16 protein-coding genes are annotated in these 18,084 nt (G+C 67.5%); all 16 read right to left on the reverse strand.

Annotated features, from left to right (window positions below; all coding sequences use genetic code 11):
- On the reverse strand, positions 1-556 hold a 556-nt coding region (locus tag B3E91_RS17810), incomplete at its 3' end, for an aspartate kinase (RefSeq protein WP_287030772.1).
- A gap of 104 nt (positions 557-660) precedes the next feature.
- The gene (gene alaS / locus B3E91_RS17815) at positions 661-3,285 is read right to left on the reverse strand and encodes an alanine--tRNA ligase (protein WP_287030773.1); all 2,625 of its coding nucleotides are present in this window, start codon (positions 3,283-3,285) and stop codon (positions 661-663) included.
- 159 nt (positions 3,286-3,444) lie between these two features.
- A complete protein-coding gene (gene ltaE, locus B3E91_RS17820; RefSeq protein ID WP_287030774.1) occupies positions 3,445-4,443 on the reverse strand; it encodes a low-specificity L-threonine aldolase in 999 nt (332 codons plus the stop codon).
- Positions 4,444-4,540: 97 nt separating this feature from the next.
- Positions 4,541-5,548 (reverse strand): succinylglutamate desuccinylase, encoded by a 1,008-nt coding sequence (astE, locus tag B3E91_RS17825; RefSeq protein WP_287030776.1) that lies wholly within the window; start codon positions 5,546-5,548, stop codon positions 4,541-4,543.
- Positions 5,549-5,582: 34 nt separating this feature from the next.
- Positions 5,583-5,867 (reverse strand): topoisomerase II, encoded by a 285-nt coding sequence (locus B3E91_RS17830; RefSeq protein ID WP_287030778.1) that lies wholly within the window; start codon positions 5,865-5,867, stop codon positions 5,583-5,585.
- 70 nt (positions 5,868-5,937) lie between these two features.
- Positions 5,938-7,284 (reverse strand): N-succinylarginine dihydrolase, encoded by a 1,347-nt coding sequence (gene astB, locus B3E91_RS17835; protein WP_287030779.1) that lies wholly within the window; start codon positions 7,282-7,284, stop codon positions 5,938-5,940.
- Entirely contained in the window at positions 7,281-8,744 is a 1,464-nt protein-coding gene (astD, locus tag B3E91_RS17840; protein ID WP_287030780.1) for a succinylglutamate-semialdehyde dehydrogenase, read from the reverse strand. The genes astB and astD overlap by 4 nt, the downstream gene beginning before the upstream one ends.
- A 28-nt stretch (positions 8,745-8,772) precedes the next feature.
- A complete protein-coding gene (gene astA, locus B3E91_RS17845; protein WP_287030781.1) occupies positions 8,773-9,783 on the reverse strand; it encodes an arginine N-succinyltransferase in 1,011 nt (336 codons plus the stop codon).
- Positions 9,784-9,811: 28 nt separating this feature from the next.
- Entirely contained in the window at positions 9,812-10,840 is a 1,029-nt protein-coding gene (gene aruF / locus B3E91_RS17850) for an arginine/ornithine succinyltransferase subunit alpha (RefSeq protein ID WP_273228817.1), read from the reverse strand.
- Positions 10,841-10,926: 86 nt separating this feature from the next.
- The gene (locus tag B3E91_RS17855) at positions 10,927-12,147 is read right to left on the reverse strand and encodes an aspartate aminotransferase family protein (protein WP_286785524.1); all 1,221 of its coding nucleotides are present in this window, start codon (positions 12,145-12,147) and stop codon (positions 10,927-10,929) included.
- Between the two features lie 460 nt (positions 12,148-12,607).
- Positions 12,608-13,585 carry a transcriptional regulator ArgR gene (gene argR / locus B3E91_RS17860; protein WP_273228821.1) on the reverse strand — a complete coding sequence of 326 codons (978 nt, stop codon included), beginning with the start codon at positions 13,583-13,585 and terminating at the stop codon, positions 12,608-12,610.
- An 18-nt stretch (positions 13,586-13,603) separates the two neighbouring features.
- Positions 13,604-14,368, reverse strand: a complete 765-nt coding sequence (locus B3E91_RS17865) for an ABC transporter ATP-binding protein (protein WP_090230148.1) — start codon at positions 14,366-14,368, stop codon at positions 13,604-13,606.
- A gap of 13 nt (positions 14,369-14,381) precedes the next feature.
- A complete protein-coding gene (locus tag B3E91_RS17870; protein ID WP_287030785.1) occupies positions 14,382-15,494 on the reverse strand; it encodes a succinylglutamate desuccinylase/aspartoacylase family protein in 1,113 nt (370 codons plus the stop codon).
- A gap of 10 nt (positions 15,495-15,504) precedes the next feature.
- Entirely contained in the window at positions 15,505-16,203 is a 699-nt protein-coding gene (locus tag B3E91_RS17875) for an ABC transporter permease (RefSeq protein WP_287030786.1), read from the reverse strand.
- Positions 16,204-16,231: 28 nt separating this feature from the next.
- A complete protein-coding gene (locus B3E91_RS17880) occupies positions 16,232-16,921 on the reverse strand; it encodes an ABC transporter permease (RefSeq protein WP_090230156.1) in 690 nt (229 codons plus the stop codon).
- A gap of 108 nt (positions 16,922-17,029) precedes the next feature.
- Positions 17,030-17,803 carry an ABC transporter substrate-binding protein gene (locus B3E91_RS17885; RefSeq protein WP_090230159.1) on the reverse strand — a complete coding sequence of 258 codons (774 nt, stop codon included), beginning with the start codon at positions 17,801-17,803 and terminating at the stop codon, positions 17,030-17,032.
- Between the last annotated feature and the right edge of the window lie 281 nt (positions 17,804-18,084).

Here is an 18,084-nt window from a genome sequence, read left to right on the forward strand (position 1 = left end):
CCACGCGCGGGTCGGTGGTGTAGACGCCGTCGACGTCGGTATAGATCTGGCACTCGTCGGCCTTCAGCGCGGCCGCCAGGGCGACGCCGGTGGTGTCCGAACCGCCGCGACCGAGGGTCGTGATGTTGCCCTGCTCGTCGACGCCCTGGAAACCGGCGACCACCACCACGCGGCCGGCCTTCAGCTCGGCCCGCAGCTTGCGATCGTCGATCTGCAGGATGCGCGCCTTGTTGAAGGCGCTGTCCGTGAGGATGCGCACCTGGTTGCCGGTATAGGACACCGCCGGCACGCCGCGCTTGTTCAGCGCCATGGCCAGCAGGGCGATGGTCACCTGCTCGCCGGTGGAGATCATCACGTCCAGCTCGCGTGCGTGCGGCTGCTCGTCGATCTGCTTCGCCAGCGCGATCAGGCGGTTGGTTTCACCGCTCATGGCCGAGACCACGACGACGATGTCGTCGCCGTTCTCGCGGAATTTCTTGACCTTCTCGGCCACCTGCTCGATACGCTCGACGGTGCCGACGGAGGTGCCCCCAAATTTCTGTACGATCAAAGCCATTTCAAAAGCCGCCTAAGCCCGCGAAGGGCGCCCATTAAACATACAACCCCAACCACTGCCAAGGCCTGCACGGCGCCGATACCCGATCGGCGCCGGCAGTCACATCAGAGACTCTGTTCGACGAAGGTTTTCGCCAGCGCCAGTGCCTCGTCGAGTTTCGCCGGCTCGCTGCCGCCGCCTTGGGCCATGTCCGGACGACCGCCGCCCTTGCCGCCTACCGCCGCAGCGGCCTGCTTCATCAGTTCGCCGGCCTTCAGCTGGGCGGTCAGGTCGGCGGTGACGCCGGCCACCAGCACGACCTTGTCGTCGAGCACGCCGCCGAGCAGGATCAGCGCGCGCCCCAGCTTGTTCTTCAACTGGTCGACCAGCGCCAGCAGTGCCTTGCCGTCGAGCCCGTCGAGACGCGCGGAAAGCACCTTGACGCCCTTCACGTCCACCGCCGACCCAGCCAGGTCGTCGCCGGCGCTGCTCGCGGCCTTGGCCTTGAGCTGGGCGAGTTCCTTCTCCAGCTGGCGATTGCGCTCGAGCAGACCGGAGAGCTTGTCGATCAGGTTGTCGCGGCTGCCCTTGAGCAGGTTGGCGGCTTCCTTGAGCTGCTCCTCGGCGCCGTTCAGGTAGGCGAACGCAGCCGCTCCCGTTACCGCTTCGATGCGCCGCACGCCCGCCGCGGTGCCGCCTTCGCTGGTGATCTTGAACAGGCCGATATCGCCGGTGCGCGACACGTGGGTGCCACCGCACAGCTCGACGGAGAAACCGCCGCCCATGCTCAGCACGCGCACGCGATCGCCGTACTTCTCGCCGAACAGCGCCATGGCGCCCTTGGCCTTGGCGGTCTCGATGTCGGTCTCCTGCGTCTCGACCGCAGTGTTGGCGCGGATCTCGCGGTTGACGATGTCTTCCAGCGCTTTCAGTTGCTCGGGCTTGATCGCCTCGAAATGACTGAAGTCGAAGCGCAGGCGCTGGCTGTCGACCAGCGAACCCTTCTGCGACACGTGCTCGCCGAGCACCTGGCGCAGCGCCGCGTGCAGCAGGTGGGTCGCCGAGTGGTTGAGCGCCGTGGCCTGGCGCACCGAGGCGTCGACGGTGGCCTCGACGCTGGCACCGACGCTCAGCGAGCCGCTGTCGAGGATGCCGTGGTGAAGGAACGCGCCGCCAGCCTTGGTGGTGTCGCGCACGTCGAAACGCAGGCCTTCGCCGCTGAGGAAACCGGCATCGCCGATCTGGCCGCCGGACTCGGCGTAGAACGGCGTCTGGTCGAGCACGACCACGCCCTCCTCGCCCGCGTGCAGCTGCTCGACGGCCGCGCCGTCCTTGAACAGCGCCAGGACCTTGCCTTCGCCGGTGGTGCCCAGGTAGCCGGTGAAGCGCGTCTCGCCCTCCACCTTGACCAGCGCGTTGTAGTCCATGCCGAAGGCGCTGGAGGCACGGGCGCGCTTGCGCTGGGCGTCCATCTCGCGCTCGAAGCCTTCCTCGTCGAGGGTCAGCTCGCGCTCACGGGCGATGTCGCCGGTGAGGTCCATCGGGAAGCCGTAGGTGTCGTACAGCTTGAAGATGATTTCGCCGGGAATCACCGAGCCCTGCAGGTCGGCCAGGTCCTGTTCGAGGATCTTCAGGCCCTGCTCGAGGGTCTTGGCGAACTGTTCTTCCTCGGTTTTCAGCACGCGCTCGATGTGCGCCTGCTGCTGTTTCAGCTCGGGGAAGGCCTCGCCCATCTCGGCCACCAGCGCGGCGACGATGCGGTAGAAGAAGCTTCCGGTGGCACCCAGCTTGTTGCCGTGTCGGCAGGCGCGGCGGACGATGCGGCGCAGCACGTAGCCACGGCCTTCGTTGGAGGGCGTGACGCCGTCGGCGATGAGGAAGCCGCAGGAACGGATGTGGTCGGCGACCACCTTCAGCGAGGCCTGCTCTTCGTTGGCGCAGCCGATGGCCTGCGCGGAGGCGTTCAGCAGGTTCTGGAACAGGTCGATCTCGTAGTTCGAGTGCACGTGCTGGAGCACCGCGCTGATCCGTTCCAGGCCCATGCCGGTATCCACCGACGGCGCCGGCAACGGATGCAGCATGCCGTCCGCGGTCCGATTGAACTGCATGAAGACGTTGTTCCAGATCTCGATGTAGCGGTCGCCGTCCTCTTCAGGCGAGCCGGGCGGGCCGCCCCAGATGTCGGCACCGTGGTCGAAGAAGATCTCGGTGCACGGGCCGCAGGGACCGGTGTCGCCCATCGCCCAGAAGTTGTCCGACGCGTAAGGCGCGCCCTTGTTGTCGCCGATGCGGACCATGCGCTCTACCGGGACGCCGATGTCCTTGGTCCAGAGGTCGAAAGCCTCGTCGTCCGAGGCGTAGACGGTGACCCAGAGCTTTTCCTTGGGCAGGTTCAGCCATTTCTCGGAGGTCAGGAACTCCCAGGCGTAGCTGATCGCATCGCGCTTGAAATAGTCGCCGAAGCTGAAGTTGCCGAGCATCTCGAAGAAGGTGTGGTGACGCGCGGTGTAGCCGACGTTTTCCAGGTCGTTGTGTTTGCCGCCGGCGCGCACGCACTTCTGGCTGGAGGTGGCGCGGGTGTAGGCGCGCTTCTCCAGACCGAGGAAGCAGTCCTTGAACTGGTTCATCCCGGCGTTGGTGAACAGCAGGGTCGGATCGTTCGCCGGAATCAGCGAACTCGACGCCACACGGGTGTGCCCCTTCTCTTCGAAGAAGCGGAGGAAGGCTTCACGGATTTCTGCGCTTTTCATTGGATTTTTCCAGGGAAACGGCCGGACAGGAAATAACGGCAAAGGGCCGCATTATATAGGCCCCGCGCCCGCCCGATAGTGCTTTGTGAATAGACTCACGCTATCGGGGCGACAGGCATACGGGTATCGGGCGAAACGCCCCGAGGGGCGGCGCGGCGGTCAGCGGAAGCCGGCGAACAGCTCGCGGACCCGCGGGATGTGTTCGGCGCGGAAATCCAGGTGAGTCACCAGGCGCGTGCGCGGCGCGGTGCTCAGCTTGATTCCCTGCTCGGCGGCGCGGGCCTTTAGCGCGCCGGCCTGATCGCCCATCTGCACGTAGACCATGTTGGTCTGCACCGGCTCCACCTCGAAGCCCAGCCCGCGCAGCTGTTCGGCAAGAAGCTGCGCATTGGCGTGGTCCTCGGCCAGACGCTCGACCTGGTGCTCCAGCGCATGCAGCCCCGCGGCCGCCAGCATGCCGGCCTGGCGCATGCCGCCGCCGACCATCTTGCGCAAGCGACGCGCCTTGTCGATCAGCGCCTGGCTGCCGCACAGCACCGAACCGATGGGCGCGCCGAGACCCTTGGACAGGCACACCGAGACGGAATCGAAATGCCGTGCGATCTCCTGCACCTCGACGCCCAGCTTGACCGCCGCGTTGAACAGCCGCGCGCCGTCCAGATGCAGGGCGAGGCCGCGCTCGCGGGTGAAGCTGCGGGCGCGGGCCAGGTAGTCCAGCGGCAACACCTTGCCTTGCATGGTGTTTTCCAGCGCCAGCAGGCGCGTGCGGGCGAAGTGGAAGTCGTCCTCCTTGATGTAGGCGGCGACCCGGGCGAGGTCGAGTGAACCGTCGGCCTCCATCTCGATCGGCTGCGGCTGGATCGAGCCCAGCACCGCCGCGCCACCGCCCTCGTACCTGTAGGTGTGCGCCTGCTGCCCGACGATGTACTCGTCGCCGCGTTCACAGTGCGCCAGCAGGCCGAGCAGGTTGCTCATGGTGCCGGTCGGCACGAACAGCGCCGCGGCGAAGCCGAGCCGCTCGGCCAGGTAGGCCTCGAGACGGTTGACCGTCGGGTCCTCGCCGTAGACGTCGTCGCCCAGCGGCGCGCGGGCCATGGCTTCGCGCATCGCCTCGGTGGGCTGGGTGACGGTGTCGCTACGCAGGTCGATCAGGGGCATTCTCGGGCTCCGGTGAGTGCGGCGGGCCGCCGCAGAACGGCAGCCGGGCGCGCAGGATAGCGCCGGCCGTCGGCATTGTGCAGGCAGCGCGAGTGATTCAGGCGCCGGACGGAGCCTGGGTGGGGACGATCAGGATGCCGGCGCGCAGCCCGTTGGCGACTTTCGGGTTGGGGAAGATGATCCGCGCGCCCTCCTCCTCCACCAGCCAACGGCTGCCGGCGATGTCCTCGGCGAGCAGGTAGCCCGGCGGCAGTTCGCTGAAGTTCTCCACGTCGGCGGCGAGATGAAGCTGGAACGCATCGCTGTGCTTGATCACCTCGCGGGCGACGGCGAACAGCTGCAAATCGTCGAGGCTGTCGTCCGCCGCGTCCTCGCGGCCTTCGATGAGGGCCGCCAGTCGCGCCTCCAGCAGGTGCAGGTCGACCCCGTCGTTGTGCCCGAAGGGGCGCGCCTTGCCCAGTTCCAGGGTGAAGGCCTCGGCCTGCAGGTGCGTGTAGGTGTAGGCGCTGAAGGTGATCCCCGGCTTGCTCTGCAGCAGCACGGCGTCGATCCCCGCCGCGCTCAGGCGCGCCAGTTGCCGCCGCGAATGCTCTCGACCGCTGGCGAACGGATAGAGCGCGAAACGCTCGATCTTCGAGCCACGAATCGCCGTGTGCAGGTCGTAGTGCAGGCGCTCGCGCCCGGCGCCGGAGAAGAAGGCCGCGGCGAGCCGCTCCAGCTCGGCGGCGCGCAGGGCCTCGAAGCCGCTGGAGTCCTCGTGGCGGCCGTTGAACAGGCGGTTGAGATCCTGCTCCAGGTAACGCTCGCCACGGCGCATGGCATCCGGGTTGCCGTACATGAACAGCACGCGCGCGCGGGGCTTCAAACGGCCGCTGGCGATGTCCTGCAGCAGCCGGTCGAGCAGTTCGATCGGCGCGGTTTCGTTGCCGTGGATGCCCGCCGAGAGCAGCAGGTCGAGGCCGTCGTCCTTGCCGCTGGGCGGGGTGACCTCGAGCACTCCCTCGGTCAGCCAGTGCAGGCGAACGCCCTCTACCGTCAGTTGAATCTTCTCGGTCGGCTCACGGCGGACCAGGGTCAGTTCAAGCAGTTTGCCGAGGGCAAGCATGGGCGTACTCCCTGTCTGGCGCGTCGCGCGCTGCTCAGTGGCCGCAATCCGGGCCGTGCACGTGTTCGCCGTCTTCCTCGTCGGCTTCCACCGGCTCCATCTCCAGCTGCAGGCTGACCAGGTTGGTGGCCATCGGGCGCAGCAGCAGGTTGGCGTATTCGCTGTCGCCGTCCTCGATATCCACGCCGATCAGCAACTGCCCGTTGTTCTGCTGAATCCACAGCTCGCGGCCCTGCCAGACCACGGCGAAACGCGTGCAGGAGGTTTCCAGTTGGGTGCCGTCGGTGTCTTCGAGGATCAATTGAAGGGCGTCGCTCATGGGTTACTCCAGATGGCGGGCGCGGCCCGCATGGCAAGGCGGAGGCCGCGGGAAGCCGCGGCCGGGAGAATCAGTTGGTCTGGAACGGATAGACCGAGCCCAGTTTAAGTATCCGGGTCAGCTCGTCCAGCGCCGTGCGGCATTCCAGCAGCAGTTGAGGGTCGCCCAGGTCCGCTTCACCGAGGCGATCACGGTAGTGGGTATCGACCCAGGCGAGCAGTTCCTGGTACAGCGCCGGCGTCAGCACGACACCCGGATTGACCGCCGCCCGCTCGGCATCGTTGAGCGCGACGCGCAGGCGCAGGCAGGCCGGACCGCCGCCATTCTGCATGCTCTGCTTGAGGTCGAAGGCCTTCACCTCGCGGATCGGACCGCCGCTGGCGGCGAGCCCCTCGAGGTAACGCCACACCGCCGGGTTGCTGCGGCACTCCTCCGGGACCACCAGCAGCATGCTCCCGTCGGCGCGGGTGAGCAGTTGGCTGTTGAACAGATAGGAACGCACCGCGTCGTCCACGGCCACCGCATCGCGCGGCACGCCGATCGCCTGCAGGCGGCCGCCGCGGCGCGCCAGCTTGTCGTGCAACTCGGCAAGCACGCGCTCGCTGTCGAGGAAGGCGTCCTGGTGATGGAACAGCACCTCGCCGTTGCCCACCGCGATGACGTCGTTGTGGAACACGCCCTGATCGATCACCGCCGGGTTCTGCTGCGCGTAGACCACGCCCGCATCGCTCAGCCCGTGCAGGCGCGCCACGGCCTGCGAGGCCTCCAGCGTCTGCCGCGCCGGGTAGCGCGAGGGTTGCGGGTAGCGGCCATCGAAGGCGCTGCGGCCGAAGACGAAGAACTCCACGCCGGGCTCGCCGTAGTCGCGGCAGAACCGCGTGTGGTTGGCCGCGCCTTCGTCGCCGAACTGGCTCGCGGCCGGCAGCGCCGGGTGATGGGCGAAATGCTGCGGATCGGCGAACATCGCCGCCAGCACGCGACTGGTCTGCGGGTGCTCGATGCTGCGGTGGAACTTGCAGTTGAGGTTGGCGACGGTGAAGTGCACGCGGCCGTCGGCGGTGTCGGCGCTGGGGCTGACCGTCGCGGCGTTGGCCGTCCACATGCTCGACGCCGAACTGCAGGCCGCCAGCAGCAATGGCGCTTCTCGGGCGGCCTTCTCCACCACCTGGGCGTCGCTGCCGGAGAAGCCCAGGCGGCGCAGCGCGGCGATGTCGGGGCGCTCCTGCGGGGCCAGTACGCCCTGCTGGAAGCCCAGATCGAGCAACGCCTTCATCTTCGCCAGGCCCTGGCGCGCGGCTTCCTTCGGGTTGGACGCGGTCTGGCTGTTGCTCTGCGAGGCGACGTTGCCGTAGGACAGCCCGCCGTAGTTGTGCGTCGGCCCGACCAGCCCGTCGAAGTTCATTTCATGTGCCGTCATAGGCTGACTCCCGGGGTCAGGGTGGCGGGCAGGCTGAGACGCGCGCTTTCCAGCGAGGCGACCGGATAGGCGCAGTAATCGGCGGCGTAGTAGGCGCTGGCGCGATGGTTTCCTGAGGCGCCGACACCGCCGAAGGGTGCGCTGCTGGCGGCGCCAGTGAGCTGCTTGTTCCAATTGACGATGCCCGCGCGGCTTTCCAGCCAGAACTGCGCGTAGCGCTCCGCCGAATCCGACAGCAGCCCGGCGGCGAGCCCGTAGCGGGTGGCGTTGGCCTCGGCGATCGCCGCGTCGAAATCGACGTAGCGGATCACCTGCAGCAGCGGGCCGAACAGTTCCTCGTCGTCGCGCCCGGCGACCGCGCTCACGTCGAGGATGCCCGGCGTCAGCAGCGCCGCGTTTTCCAGCGGCTGCGACATGTTCAACAGCGAAACCGCGCCGCGCTCGATCAACTGGCGTTGCGCCTTGAGCAGCTGCTTCGCGGCGTCCAGGGAAATCACCGCGCCCATGAACGGCGCCGGCTGTTCGTCGAAGGCGCCGACCCGGATCGTCGAACTGACCGCCACCAGGCGCGCCAGCAGCGCATCGCCCCAGGCGCCCTGCGGCACCAGCAGACGGCGCGCGCAGGTGCAGCGCTGGCCGGCGGAAATGAACGCGGACTGGATGATGGTGTAGACGGCCGCGTCGAGGTCCTCGACCTGATCGACCAGCAGCGGGTTGTTGCCGCCCATCTCGAGCGCGAGGATCTTTTCCGGACGCCCGGCGAACTGGCTGTGCAGCAGGTTGCCAGTGCGGCTGGAGCCGGTGAAGAACAGCCCGTCGATGCCGTCGTGACCGGCCAGCGCGGCGCCGGTGTCGCGCGCGCCCTGCAGCAGTTGCAGCACACCGGCGGGCAGGCCGGCCTCGATCCAGCATTGCACGGTCAGCTCGGCGGTTTTCGGCGTCAGTTCGCTGGGTTTGAACAGCAGCGCGTTGCCGGCCAGCAGCGCCGGCACGATGTGCCCGTTGGGCAGGTGTCCGGGGAAGTTGTACGGGCCGAACACCGCGACCACGCCATGCGGCTTGTGGCGCAGCGCGGCCGTGGCATCGGCCAGCGGCGCGCGTTTCTCGCCGGTGCGCTCGCGATAGCTCTGCAGCGAGATGGCGACCTTGTTGACCATGCTGGTGACTTCGGTGGCGGCCTCCCACAGGGGCTTGCCGGTTTCCGCGCCGATGCAGTGGGCCAGCGCGTCGGCACGCGTCTTGAGCACCTCGGCGAAGCGCTCCAGCACGCCGACACGCTCCTCCAGCGGGCGCCGCGCCCACGCCGGAAACGCCGCGCGGGCGGCCTGCAGCGCCACCTCGACCTGCTCGGCGCTGGCCGCGCGGCCGCTCCACAGGCACTCCTGGGTCACCGGATTGAGCGATTCCAGGGCCTCGCCCTGCCCCGCCTGCCAGGCGCCGGCGATGTAATGCGTACTCATGGCGGAAACTCCTCGACCGCGCCTGGGCTCAGGCGCTCAGCGGCACGGCGCGCACCTGGGCGCCGGGGGTCAGTTGCAGGCGCCGCGCGGTCATCGGGTCGACCACCAGGGTGCCGGCGGCCATCCGCGCGGGGGCGGCGGTGATCCGGCAATCCTGGCGCTTGCGGTTGTGGATGAGGAACGGCGTGGCATCGTCGCCCGGCGTGCCGACGGCCAGCACCAGCGGCTGGCTGTCGCGAACCGCGCGGATCTTCGCCGTCTCGCATTCGATGGCCGGGCCGGCGTCGAAGATGTCGACGTAGCCCTGGTGGCTGAAGCCTTCGCTCTTGAGCATCGCCAGCGCCGGTTCGGTGTCCGGGTGGACGCGGCCGATCACGTTGCGCGCATCCTCGGAAAGGAAGCAGGCGTAGAGCGGGAACTTGGGCATCAGCTCGGCGATGAACGCCTTGTTGCCGACCCCGGTGAGGTAGTCCGCCTGGCTGAACTCCATCTTGAAGAAGTGCCGGCCCAGGCATTCCCAGAACGGCGAATGGCCGGCCTCGTCGGACATTCCGCGCATCTCGGCGATGACCTTCTCGCCGAACAACTGGCGAAACTCGGAGATGAACAGGAAGCGCGCCTTCGACAGCAGCCGGCCATTCAGACCGCTGCGGTGGTCGGCATGCAGGAACAGCGAGCACAGCTCGGAATTGCCGGTGAGGTCGTTGGCGAGGAACAGCGTCGGAATCTGCCGATGGATGTTCAGCTCCTGCGAGGCGCTGACGGTGAGCCCCACGCGGTAGTTGTACCAAGGCTCGCGCAGGCCGACGGCGCCGGCGATGGCGGAGATCCCTACCACCTGCCCCTCGTCGTCCTCGAGCACGAACAGATAGTCGGCATCGGCCCGTTCGGCCTCGCCGCGGAAGGTCTTCTCCGCCCAGCCGACGCGGTGCGCCAGGCGCGCCTCATTGGCCGGCAGGGTGGTCAGCCCGGCGCCGGTACTGCGCGCGAGGTCGATCAGCGCCGGCAAATCGGCGCTGCGTACGGGACGAACGATCATGGAATTCTCCGCAAGACTGCCGCGCTCATCACACCGCCACCAGGCGCACGGAGGCGCCGTCGCCGGCACCCAGCGCTTCGGCCGCGGCGCCAGGCAGGGACACCGGCTTGCCGGGCACCCAGTCCAGCTCCACCACCAGCGCCCGGAAATCCTGCAACTGGCCATTGGAGACCAGGTACGGACGACCGCCACGGATCGGCTCGCGACGCTCCTCGAGAATAGCCACCGGAACCATGCGGCTCTGGGCGATCGAGCGGATGCCCGACGTCCGCGCATGCAGGGTCGGCCCGCCGTCGAAGATGTCGATGTAATGGTCGGTTTCGAAGCCTTCGCGCATGAGGATGTCGAAGGTGATCTGCGCGCGCGGGTGCACCTGGCCCATCGCCTCCTGGGCGGAATCCGGCAGCAGCGGCACGTAGATCGGGTAATGCGGCATCAGCTCGGCGAGGAAGGTACGGCTCTTCAGGCCGCAGAGGCGCTCGGCCTCGGCGTAGTTGATGTCGAAGAAATTGCGCCCGACCGCGTCCCAGAACGGGGAATCGCCGTTCTCGTCGCTCTGCCCGACGATCTCGGTGACGATGGCGTCGGCGAAGCGCTCCGGATGATTGGCGACGAACAGCAGGCGCGCCCGCGACACCAGCTCGGCGGCGATCGAATCGACCAGGCCCGGCTCGATGTAGAAGCTGGTCAGCAGGCTGTTGCCCGTGAGGTCATGGCACAGCGAGAGGACGTGGGTCTTGTTGTGGATCTTCAGCTCGCGCGCGGCGTGCACGAAGGTCTCGTTGCGAAAGCTGTAGAACGGCTCGGAATAGCCGGCGGAGGCGACGATTCCTGAACAGCCGACCAGGCGGCCGCTGTCGCTGTCCTCGAGGACGAAGAAATAGGTCTCCTCGCCGTTGAAGCTGACTTCGGCGGCGAACGAGGCCTCGGAGGCGCCGATCTTTTCGCCGAGGCGACCGCTGTCGTCGGGCAGCGACGTGACACCGACCGGGCTGTCCGCGGCCAGGCGCTGCACTTCGGCCAGATCGGACATTTGCGCGGGGCGCATCACCAGCATTCTGAGACTCCTCCAGAAAAACGCGCCGCCAGAGGCGGCGCGCGAACACGGGTAGCGGCGCGCCCAAACGCGACGCCGGGCTTGGATCAGGCGGAAGTCAGCTTGACCACCGCCCGCTCGAAGCGCGCCAGGCCTTCGTCGATATCGGCGTCCTCGATGACCAGGCTGGGGGCGAAACGGACCACGTCCGGCCCGGCCTGAAGCACCATCAGCGCCTCTTTCTCGGCGGCGACGAGGACATCCTTGGCCTTGCCCTTCCAGGCATCGGCAAGCACGCAGCCGATCAGCAGGCCGAGGCCGCGAACCTCGCTGAACAGGCCGTACTGCTGGCCGATGCGCTCCAGCGCGGTGCGGAAGCGCTGGTGCCGCGCCTTCACGCCGTCTAGGGTCTCGCGGGTGTTGACCACGTCCATCACCGCGCAGCCGACGGCGCAGGCCAGCGGATTGCCGCCGTAGGTGGTGCCGTGCACGCCGACCGAAAAATGCTTGGCCAGGTCGGTGGTGGTGAGCATCGCGGCGATCGGGAACCCGCCGCCCAGGCTCTTGGCGCTGGTGAGGATGTCCGGCGTCACGCCGAAATGGGTGTGGGCGAACAGCTCGCCGCTGCGGCCCATGCCGCTCTGCACTTCGTCGAAGATCAGCAGCGCGTTGTGCGCATCGCAGAGTTCGCGTGCGCCCTGCAGGAAGGATTGCTCGGCCAGCAGCACGCCGCCCTCGCCCTGGATCGGTTCCAGCACCACCGCGCAGGTCTTGTCCGAGATCGCCGCCTTGAGCGCGTCCAGGTCGTTGAACGGAATGTGGCTGATGCCCTGGATCTTCGGCCCGAAGCCGTCGGAATACTTGGCCTGGCCGCCGACGCTCACAGTGAACAGGGTGCGCCCGTGGAAGCTGTTCAGCGCGGCGATGATCTCGTACTTCTCGTCGCCGAAGCGGTCATGGGCAACGCGGCGCGCCAGCTTGAAGGCGGCCTCGTTGGCCTCGGCGCCGGAGTTGCAGAAGAACACCCGCTCGGCGAAGGTCGCGTCGACCAGCTTCTGCGCCAGGCGCAGGGTCGGCTCGTTGGTGAACACGTTGGAGACGTGCCAGAGCTTGTTGGCCTGCTCGGTCAGCGCGCCGACCAGGGCGGGATGGCAGTGGCCGAGCACGTTCACCGCGATGCCGCCGGAGAAATCGACGAGTTCTCGGCCGCTCTGGTCCCAGACTCGCGAGCCCTGGCCGCGCACCGGAATGAAGGCGGCAGGTGCGTAGTTGGGAACCATGAACTGGTCGAAATCGGCGCGTTCTACTTGCGCGTGCGGAGCGGACATCGAGGTTTTCTCCTGCCATGAATGGCCAGTGGTGAGCGGATTGTAGGGACTGCACCGGGGCCGTCATTGCCGCCATGCGACAACTTGTTATAGCGGCCACCCGGCCGTTCGCCGTGCTTTCAGCAATGCGACAGAAAGCGTCGGGACTGCGCAGTTTAAACGCACTGCCCGGGCCGTTGGCGCTGCCGGGGAAATTTTCCGTGGGGAGTTTTGCAAACCACGCTACCGGGGATGGTGGGCTGAAGCCCACCCTACGGCACTGCCTGGACCGTTGGCGTCGTCGGGGAAATTTTCCGTGGGGATTTTTGCAGAACGCGCCTACCGGGGTTGGAGGGCTGAAGCCCACCCTACGGCACTGGCCGGGTGACGGTGGGCTGAAGCCCACCCTACAGGTCCGTGGGATTGGGTTAGCCGCGCAGCGGCGTAAACCATCGCATGACCCGCAAGACCGACAGCGACGCTACTCGCGCTCGCCCGATCCGCTCAGCTCGAAGGGGTTGGCGCTGCGCCGCTGGTTGCGGTCTTCGCGCGGGGTGGCGCCGAAGAAGTTGCGGTAGGCGCTGGAGAAGTGCGGGCCGGAAGAGAAGCCGCAGGACAGGCCGATCTGGATGATCGACTTGCTGGTCTGCATCAGCATCTGCCGCGCCTTGTTCAGGCGCAGCTCCAGGTAGTACTGGCTCGGCACGCGGTTGAGGTACTGCTTGAAGATGCGCTCCAGCTGCCGGCGCGACACGCAGACGTGCTGGGCGATTTCGTCGGTGGTCAGCGGCTCCTCGATGTTCGCTTCCATCAGCAGCACCGCCTGGGTCAGCTTCGGATGGCTGGAACCGAGACGGTTCTGCAGCGGGATGCGCTGGCGCTCGCCACCCTCGCGGATGCGCTCCACCACCAGTTCCTCGCTCACCGCACCGGCCAGTTCGGCGCCGTGGTCGCGCGCCAGCAGCGCCAGCAGCAGGTCGAGAACGGCGAGACCACCGCAGGCCGTCAGGCGATCGCGATCCCAGTCGAAGAGGTGGCTGGTGGCGATCACCTTGGGAAAGCGCTCGGCGAAATCGTCATGCCAGCGCCAGTGCACCGCGGCGCGGTAGCCGTCGAGCAGGCCGAGCTGGGCCAGCGGGTAGACGCCTGCGGACAACCCGCCGATCACGCAGCCGCTGCGCACCAGTTGCTTGAGCGCCGCGGCGAGCGGCGCGGAGACGTTCAGCGGCGGCTCGTCGGCCACCACGAAGAGCCGCTGCAGGCCTTCCAGGCGTCCGCTCCAGGGCTCGCCCGGCAGGCGCCAGGCGTCGGCCGCCGGGGTTTCGGCCTGCAGGAAGGACAGCTCGTAGACGACCTCCGGATGCAGCCGCTGCGCCACGCGCAGCGCTTCTTCGGCCAGGGACAGCGTCATTGCCCGGGTCTCGGGCCAGATCAGGAAGCCGATTCGATAAGAGGTCATGGCGGTCGAGTCTAGGGCTTATTTGAGGCTGCCGGAAAGAAACTGCTTGAGTCGTTCGGACTGCGGATTCGCCAGCACCTCGCGCGGGTTGCCGCGCTCCTCGACCAAACCCTTGTGCAGGAACACCAGCTGGCTGGAGACCTCGCGGGCGAAACCCATTTCGTGGGTCACCACCAGCATGGTGCGCCCCTCCCCGGCCAGGTCCTGCATCACCTTGAGCACGTCGCCGACCAGCTCAGGGTCGAGCGCCGAGGTAGGCTCGTCGAACAGCATCACCTCCGGCTCCACCGCCAGCGCGCGGGCGATCGCCACGCGCTGCTGCTCGCCGCCGGACATGTGCGCCGGATAGGCGTCCTTGCGGTGCGCCACGCCGACCTTGGCCAGGTAGTGTTCGGCCTTTTCCAGGGCTTCCTTCTTCGGCACGCCGAGCACGTGCACCGGCGCCTCGATGACGTTCTCCAGCGCGCTCATGTGCGACCACAGGTTGAAGTGCTGGAACACCATCGACAGCCGCGAACGCATGCGCTGCAACTGGCGCTCGTCGGCGGCCTTCAGCGCGCCGTGCTTGCCTGGCTTGAGCTTGAGCGCCTCGCCGTTGAGCAGGATGCTGCCGGCGTGTGGCTGTTCGAGCAGGTTGATGCAACGCAGGAAGGTGCTCTTCCCCGAGCCTGAGGAACCGATGATGCTGATCACGTCGCCGGCCTTGGCCGCCAGCGACACGCCCTTGAGCACCTCGTGGTCGCCGTAGCGTTTGTGCAGATCCTGGACTTCGAGCTTGTACATGTTCTCTCTCTGGTCAGTCGCTGAGCAGGCGACCCTGGCGAATGGGTTGGCGGCCGGCGACCTTGGTCAGCCACAGCCCCGGACGGGCGAAACGCATGCGCTCGCGGACGAAGAGCACGCCGTCGACCTGGGAACGCACGACGCTGTGGCGGCCGTCCAGCGGGTCGATCACCTCGAACAGCGGATCGCCGACGCGCACCTGCGCGCCGAGCGGCTGGAGGAAGCTGACCACCCCGGCATGCGGCGCCAGGGCGAATTCGGCGCCCTCGAAAGGCGTCGCGTCGCAGCAGTCGGCCGGCGCCGCCGGCCAGTCGCCGGCGATCAGCCCCTGTTCGGCGAGGAACGCGAGAATCGCCTCGGCGCTGGCCTCGGCCTGCTCGCGGCCGGTGTCGCCCATGCCACCCAGTTCGACGGTGGTCGCCAGGCAGGCCAACGGCACGCTGGCCTCGGCGAAACGCCGCGCCACGCTCAGCCAGGGCATCGAGCAGGCTTCATCGAAGGAATTGCCGCCGGACTCCTCGGCCAGCAGCACCGCGCCGGCGCCCAGGCGCGCGGCCAGCGAGCGCCACCGCGGCCCGTGCTGCGGAATCGCGTACAGGTGGGTCAGCGCTTCCATGTCGCAATGCAGGTCGAGCACTACGTCGGCGTCGCAGGCGTGGCCGAGCAGCAGACGCTGCAGCCCTTCCAGCTCGGAAGGTGCGGCGGGCATGCACGCCAGCGCCTCGCGCATCGCCGCGCGGATCAGCCGCACGTTGGCCGCGGCGTCGGCGCCGAGCATCCGCTCCAACGCCGGTGCGATGAGTTCGGCGAGGTCGAGGAAACCCCGGTTGAAGTTCTTCCCGCTGCCGAATTCGAAGCGCCCGAGATGGCTCGCCTGCAACAGCTGGCCGAGGCCGATCGGGTTGGCCACCGGCACCAGTTCGATGGTGCCGGTGAGGCGGCCCTGGGCTTCCAGATCGAACAGGCGCCGCTTGAGCTCGACCGCCACGCGCATGCCGGGCAGTTCGTCCGCGTGCAACGACGCCTGCACGTAGGCCTTGGCCGTGCCGCTGCCGAAACGGAACACGCTGAGGGTGCGCTGGGTGCCTGGCGTGCCCCAGGGCAGCGGATGATCGATGCGTTGCATGGCGCTCTCCTCAGGACGCCCGGGGCGCCAGGTAGGCCAGCCAGCGACGCTCGGCCAGCTTGAACAGGCGCACCAGGATGAAGGTCAGGCAAAGATAGAACACGCCGGCGGTGATGAACGCCTCGAACGGCAGGTAGTACTGCGAGCTGACGGTGCGCGCCGCGCCGGTGATGTCGATCAGGGTGACGATCGAGGCCAGGCTGGTGGTGTGCAGCATCATGATCACTTCGTTGCTGTACTGCGGCAGCGCACGGCGCAGCGCCGAGGGCAGCAGGATGCGCCGGTACAGGCGGGCGCGCGACATGCCCATCGCCCTGGCCGCCTCGATCTCGCCGTGCGGCGTGGCCTTGAGGCTGCCGGCGAGGATTTCCGCGGTGTAGGCGCTGGTGTTGATGGCGAACGCCAGGCAGGCGCAGAACGTGGCATTGGACAGGTACGGCCAGAGCAGGCTCTCGCGCACCAGGGCGAACTGCGCCAGCCCGTAATAGACCAGGAACAGTTGCACCAGCATCGGCGTGCCACGGATGACGTAGGTGTAGAGCCACGCCGGGAAGTTGATCGCCGGCTGCCGCGACACACGCATCAGCGCCAGCGGGATAGCCACCGCCAGCCCGGTGACTAGGGCGATGGCCAGCAGCTTGAGCGTCACCAGCACACCGCCGAAGTACAGCGGCAGGCTGTCCCAGATGACCGAGAAGTCAAGGATCATGCGCGGCCCTCCGTGATCGACCTGAGGTTCATAGCTCGGCCACCTTGATGCCGGCACTGTAGCGCTTCTCGAGGAAACGCAGGGCGAGCAGCGACACGCTGGTCAGCACCAGGTAGAGCGCGGCGACCGCGAGGAAGAAGGTGAACGGCTCGCGGGTGGCGTCCGCCGCCTGCTTGGCCTTGAACATCATGTCCTGCAGGCCGACCACGGAAATCAGTGCGGTGGCCTTGGTCAGCACCAGCCAGTTGTTGGTGAACCCGGGAATCGCCAGGCGGATCATCTGCGGTACGAGGATGCGGAAGAACACCTGGCGCCCGCTCATGCCATAGGCGGCGCCGGCCTCGGCCTGGCCCTTGGGAATCGCCATGAAGGCGCCGCGGAAGGTTTCCGACAGGTAGGCGCCGAAGATGAAGCCGAGGGTGAAGACCCCGGCGACGAAGGGATTGATGTCGATGTAGTCCTCGTAGCCGAGCAACGGCGCGAGGCGGTTCACCAGGTCCTGGCCCCCGTAGAAGATCAGCAGGATCAGCACCAGGTCGGGGATGCCGCGGATCACCGTGGCGTAGGTCTCGCCCAGCAGCGCCAGCCAGCGCAGCGGCGACAGCCGGCAGGCCGCGCCGAGCAGGCCGAGGCCGATGGCGACGGCCATCGAGGTCAGCGCCAGCAGCAGGGTCAGCCAGGCGCCATCGACGATGGTCGCCCCGTAGCCGTTCAACATCGAGCAGTCCTCAGGCGAAGCGGCGCGCCAGATGCGCGCCGCACGGGTGAGCGACGAAGGCAGGACTCATCGCCCTGCCTTCATCAGACGCGTTCCTGGCGTCAGCCCTTACTTGCCGTAGACATCGAACGCGAAGTACTTGTCCTGCACCTGCTTGTACTTGCCGTTGGCGCGGATCGCCAGGATCGCCGCGCTGATCTTGTCGGCCAGCGCCTTGTCGCCCTTGCGCACCGCGATGCCCTGGCCTTCGCCGAAGTACTGCTCGTCGGTGAAGTCCGGGCCGATGAAGGCGAAGCCCTTGCCGGCGTCGGTCTTGAGGAAGCCGTCGTCGATGTTCACCGAGTCGGCCAGGGTGGCATCGAGGCGGCCGCTGGCGAGGTCGAGGAAGACTTCGTTCTGCGAGCTGTAGCGGACGATCTCGGCACCCGCCGGGGCGAAGACGTCGGTGGCGTAGCGGTCATACACCGAGGAGCGCTGCACGCCGATCTTCTTGCCCTTGAGGTCGGCCACGTCCTTGTAGGTCGCGCCGTCCTTCATCGCCAGCTTGGCCGGCGTGGAGTAGTACTTGCCGGTGAAGTCGACCGACTTCTTGCGCTCGTCGGTGATCGACATCGAGGAGAGGATGGCGTCGAACTTGCGCACCTTCAGCGCCGGGATCAGGCCGTCGAACTCCTGCTCGATCCACGTGCACTCGACCTTCATCTCTTCGCACAGGGCCACGCCGATGTCGTAGTCGAAGCCGCTGATGTTGCCTTCCGGCGTCTTGAAGGCGAACGGTGGGTAGGCCGCCTCGATGCCGATGCGCAGCGGCTTGTCGGCCATCGCCAGCGGTGCCAGCAGGGACAGCGCCAGTGCGCCGAACAGGACGATCTTGTTCTTCATCGAAAGCTCCATGATGCGGAAATGTCGGGTGCCGCGGGGTTGGCCCGCCGGAACGAAGGGAGTTGGCAGAGGCGCCGGCGACACGAACCTTTTGGGATCGGCGGCCCTCCTTTCGGGTGGGCGGCATTCTAGCGGCAGGCCGAAGCGGGATATTTCCTCAATGCGACAACTAATTACAGAAGCACCGAAAGCGCGCAGGGGCGATATTGACAGGCCGTCCGAAACGTGACCAACCGGACAGGAAACAGCCAACCGATGAACGAAGCAATTAGCGCACCGCA

The organism is Pseudomonas sp. UBA6310 (assembly GCF_002438225.1).
Classification (GTDB): Bacteria; Pseudomonadota; Gammaproteobacteria; order Pseudomonadales; family Pseudomonadaceae; genus Pseudomonas_O; species Pseudomonas_O kuykendallii.